Annotated in this window: 4 protein-coding genes and 1 pseudogene; 2 read left to right on the top strand and 3 right to left on the bottom strand. The window is 71.1% G+C overall.

The genetic code is table 11. The annotated features are described in order from the left end of the window. From JGS39_RS36955 to JGS39_RS36945, 3 genes and pseudogenes are all read right to left on the bottom strand, one after another. Nucleotides 1–230: pseudogene (locus JGS39_RS36955) on the bottom strand (phospho-sugar mutase); the annotation flags it as partial. A gap of 249 nt (nucleotides 231–479) precedes the next feature. Further along, entirely contained in the window at nucleotides 480–1,304 is an 825-nt protein-coding gene (locus JGS39_RS36950; protein ID WP_219574142.1) for a purine-nucleoside phosphorylase, read from the bottom strand. A 135-nt stretch (nucleotides 1,305–1,439) separates the two neighbouring features. Further along, nucleotides 1,440–1,877 carry a gamma-glutamylcyclotransferase family protein gene (locus JGS39_RS36945; protein WP_219574141.1) on the bottom strand — a complete coding sequence of 146 codons (438 nt, stop codon included), beginning with the start codon at nucleotides 1,875–1,877 and terminating at the stop codon, nucleotides 1,440–1,442. A gap of 285 nt (nucleotides 1,878–2,162) precedes the next feature. Between JGS39_RS36945 and JGS39_RS36940 the strand changes: the two genes are divergently transcribed. Together JGS39_RS36940 and JGS39_RS36935 are read left to right on the top strand one after the other, a co-directional pair. Further along, entirely contained in the window at nucleotides 2,163–3,602 is a 1,440-nt protein-coding gene (locus tag JGS39_RS36940) for an NAD(P)H-quinone dehydrogenase (RefSeq protein WP_219574140.1), read from the top strand. Nucleotides 3,603–3,835: 233 nt separating this feature from the next. Beyond that, a partial coding sequence (locus JGS39_RS36935; protein ID WP_236065902.1) for a DeoR/GlpR family DNA-binding transcription regulator occupies nucleotides 3,836–4,539 on the top strand: 704 nt, incomplete at its 3' end.

Here is a 4,539-nt window from a genome sequence, read left to right as displayed (position 1 = left end):
GCGAGCCCGGCGGCGGCGCGGATGACGACGGCGCGGTTCATCCGCATGGGGCCGGCGCCGATCTCACCGCGGAGTCCGGCGGTGCCGAACTGGAGTGTGCCGGAGAAGCGTGCGCCGAGCTCGTCGAGGTCCTCCGCGTCGATGAGCTTCGCGAGCTCGTCGCGGGTCTCGGGGTCGGGGTCCTCGGCGAGCCAGGTCCTGGCCCGGGCGATGAGGTCCTGCGTCGTCACGGTGTCCGCCTTCCTTGTGGTCGGTGTGGGGAGCAAGGTGCGGGTGGGGTGCGCCTGCGGCGAGGCTGTTCCCCTGCCCGCCCTTTCCCGAAACCGGGGCTCCGCCCCGGACCCCGCGCCTCGAACGCCGACGAGGCCGGGTTGCGCTCCTGCGGCCGCTTTCGTGCGGCGAGGGGCGCAATCAAACCCCTCCGGCGATTGAGGAACGGGGGTACGGGGGCAGCGCCCCCGAAAGGCGCGCCCCCGCCGTCAGATCCGGTCCAGGACCCTCGCCAGCAGCGACCCCATCCGGGTCGCCGAGTCGCGCCCCGCCTGCAGCACCTCTTCGTGGTTCAGCGGCTCCCCGCTCAGCCCCGCCGCCAGGTTCGTCACCAGGGAGATGCCCAGCACCTCCGCGCCGGCCTCGCGGGCCGCGATGGCCTCCAGCACGGTGGACATGCCGACGAGGTCGCCGCCCATCACGCGGACCATGTTGATCTCGGCCGGGGTCTCGTAGTGCGGGCCGGGGAACTGCACGTACACGCCCTCTTCGAGGGTCTCGTCGATCTCCTTGCACAGTGCCCGCAGCCGCGGCGAGTACAGGTCGGTCAGGTCGACGAAGTTGGCGCCGATGATCGGCGACGCCGCCGTGAGGTTGATGTGGTCGCTGATCAGGACCGGCTGTCCGGGGCGCATGCCCTCGCGCAGGCCGCCGCAGCCGTTCGTCAGCACGATGGTCCTGCAGCCCGCGGCGACGGCGGTGCGCACCCCGTGCGACACGGCGGCGACGCCGCGGCCCTCGTAGAAGTGCGTGCGGCCCAGGAAGACCAGGACGCGCTTCTCGCCGATGCGGTACGAGCGGATCGTGCCGCCGTGGCCCTCGACCGCGGGGGCGGGGAAACCGGGCAGGTCCGTCACCGGGAACTCGGCCTCCGGAGCGCCGAGCGCATCGCCGGCCGGCGCCCAGCCGGAACCCATCACGAGGGCGACGTCGTGGGTCTCGGCACCGGTCAGCTCGCGCAGGCGGGCAGCGGCGTCGGCGGCGGCGGCGTGCGGGTCGCCCTGGATGTGGTCCGGAATAACTGATGCGTTCACGCGGATGAGCGTAACCGCTGAATCCCTACGCGCGTAGATGCTCCTGCACAGAGTCTTGGCGCGTTCGTTTGTGTGTTCCCACAGCGAGCCGCGGGTCAGGCGGGGAAAAGCCGGATCGGAGCGGGTTTCCGGCGCTCAGCAGGGGCGCTTGCGGAGTTCCATCACATAGTCGTGCGGCGCGCCCGCGGAATCGGCCGCGTCGGCCACCTCGCCCAGGTAGCGGGCCGACGGCAGCCCGCCCTCGTACCCGTTCAGCACGTACATCCAGGCCGGCTCCTCGCCGTCCAGGGTGTGCACCCGGACCCGCATGCGGCGGTAGATGTCCAGGCCGACGCCCTCCCAGCGGTCCATGGAGTCCTCGTCCATCGGCGCCAGGTCGTAGAGCGCCACGAACACCTGGGAGCGGGGCGCCTCGACCACCGTGGCCAGCGCGCCCTCCCAGCCCATCTGCTCGCCGCCGAACGTCAGCCGCCAGTCGTTCAGCCAGCCGGTGCCGCGCAGCGGGGAGTGCGGTGCGCGGCGCGTCATCAGCCGCGCGTCGAGGTTGCCGGCATACGCGGCGTAGAGCGACATGGGATCGAGGGTACGGGAGGTGACACCGGGAGCGTCGATTCCTGAGAGGAACCACCCCGCCCGGGTCTCGGGATCCGGGCCGGCCGCACCCTCGCGCGCCGGCCGGTCCGACCGGCCGCTTCCCGTGCCCGGGGCGCCCCGGCGCACGTATGGAGGGCCCCGGGGCGAAGCACCTTGGCGCGTGCGGGACAATGAAGTACGTACTGCATTCCCCCGGGGCGACCCCCCGGACCCCGGCCGGGACAGCAGACGGCCGCGGGACGAGAAACGCGAGGCGGACTTTTCGTGACCCGGATCGTGATCATCGGCGGCGGACCCGGCGGGTACGAGGCGGCATTGGTGGGCGCCCAGCTCGGCGCGGAGGTGACCGTCGTCGACTGTGACGGCCTCGGCGGCGCGTCCGTGCTCACCGACTGCGTGCCCTCGAAGACCCTGATCGCGACGGCAGAGGTGATGACCACCTTCGACTCCTCGTACGAGGAGCTCGGCATCATCGTCGCGGACGACACGCCGCACATAGAGCAGGCGGCGCGGGTGGTCGGCGTCGACCTGGGCAAGGTCAACCGACGGGTGAAGCGCCTCGCGCTCGCCCAGTCCCACGACATCACCGCCTCCGTCACCCGTGCCGGCGCACGGGTGATGCGCGGGCGCGGCCGTCTGGAGGGCCTCCAGGCCGCCGACGGCTCCCGCCAGGTCGTCGTCACGGCGGCCGACGGCACGGAGGAGACGCTCACCGCGGACGCCGTGCTGATCGCCACCGGCGGTCACCCCCGGGAGATCCCGGACGCGCTCCCCGACGGTGAGCGGATCCTGAACTGGACCCAGGTCTACGACCTCGACGAGCTTCCCGAGGAGCTCATCGTCGTCGGCTCCGGTGTCACCGGCGCCGAGTTCGCCGGCGCCTACCAGGCCCTCGGCTCCCGCGTCACCCTCGTCTCCTCCCGCGACCGGGTGCTGCCGGGCGAGGACCCGGACGCCGCAGCCGTCCTGGAGGACGTCTTCCGGCGCCGCGGCATGAACGTGATGGCCCGCTCCCGCGCCCAGTCCGCCAAGCGGGTCGGCGACCGGGTCGAGGTGACCCTCGCCGACGGCCGGGTCATCTCCGGCTCGCACTGCCTGATGGCGGTCGGCGCGATCCCGAACAGCGCGGGCATGGGCCTGGAGGATGCCGGGGTCCGGCTCAAGGACTCGGGCCACATCTGGACCGACAAGGTCTCCCGCACCAGTGCGCCGGGCGTCTACGCGGCCGGTGACGTCACCGGGATCTTCGCGCTCGCCTCGGTCGCCGCCATGCAGGGCCGGATCGCGATGTACCACTTCCTCGGCGACGCGGTGGCGCCGCTGAACCTCAAGACGGTCTCCTCGAACGTCTTCACCGACCCCGAGATCGCCACGGTCGGCTACACCCAGGCCGACGTCGACGGCGGCAAGATCGACGCCCGCGTCGTCAAGCTTCCGCTGCTGCGCAACCCGCGCGCCAAGATGCAGGGCATCCGGGACGGCTTCGTCAAGATCTTCTGCCGGCCCGGTACCGGCATCGTGGTCGGCGGCTGTGTCGTCGCGCCGAAGGCGAGCGAGCTGATCCACCCCATCTCGATCGCGGTCGACAACAATCTGACCGTGGAACAGATCGCAAACGCCTTCACTGTGTATCCGTCCCTGTCGGGATCGATCGCGGAAGTGGCCCGGCAGTTGCACACCCGGAAGCAGGCGGGCGAGGCGTAACCGCCCTCGGGGGAGCCCCGGGAATCCGGCATTCCCCGGCAACCCCCGGCAACTCAGGCGGTCGCAGACCGCCGTTCGATCAGTACGGAACAACAACGGGGCCGCCTATACCACTTGGCGGCCCCTTGTATGTACAACTTCTGTTATTCGGCGCAAACAGCTGAAAACGCTCGGGCGGTCACGTTACTGTCAGTTTTGTGTTCGCTGCAGAACGTCGTCAGTTGATCCTCGAAATGGTGCGTGCCAACGGAGCGGTATCGCTCCGTGAGCTCGCCCGCGTCGTCCAGACCTCCGAAGTGACCGTACGGCGGGACGTGCGGGCACTGGAGGCAGAAGGACTCCTCGACCGCCGGCACGGCGGTGCGGTTTTGCCGGGCGGTTTTACGCGGGAGTCCGGCTTTCCGCAGAAATCCCATCTCGCCACCGCGGAGAAAACGGCCATCGCCGACCTGGCCGCCGGCCTCGTCGAAGAGGGCGAGGCCATCGTGGTCGGCGCCGGTACGACCACGCAGGAGCTGGCCCGCCGGCTCGCGCGGGTCCCCGGTCTGACCGTGGTCACCAACTCGCTGCTGGTCGCCCAGGCGTTGGCCCATGCCAACCGGGTGGAAGTGGTGATGACCGGGGGCACCCTGCGCGGTTCCAACTACGCCCTGGTGGGCAGTGGGGCCGAGCAGTCGCTCCAGGGGCTGCGGGTCTCGCGCGCCTTCCTGTCCGGGAGCGGGCTCACCGCCGAACGCGGGCTCTCCACGTCCAACATGCTCTCCGCGAGCGTGGACCGGGCGCTGGTGCAGGCCGCGGGGGAGGTGGTGGTCCTCGCCGACCACACCAAGCTCGGCTCCGACACCATGTTCCAGACCGTGCCGACGGATCTCATCACCCGTCTGGTGACGGACGAACCGGCCGCGCACGACGACCGGGCGGCCGGTTCGTCCGTCAC

Source organism: Streptomyces poriferorum (genome assembly GCF_019399235.1).
In the GTDB taxonomy this organism is placed as follows: domain Bacteria; phylum Actinomycetota; class Actinomycetes; order Streptomycetales; family Streptomycetaceae; genus Streptomyces; species Streptomyces poriferorum.
The sequence above is the reverse complement of the archived record's forward strand: the minus strand, read 5'-3'. Positions and strand labels throughout refer to the sequence as shown.

Bases quoted from the DNA above. Each gene is read 5' to 3' on its own strand.
- JGS39_RS36945 (WP_219574141.1), bottom strand. From the start codon at position 1,877: ATGTCGCTCTACGCCGCGTATGCCGGCAACCTCGACGCGCGGCTGATG.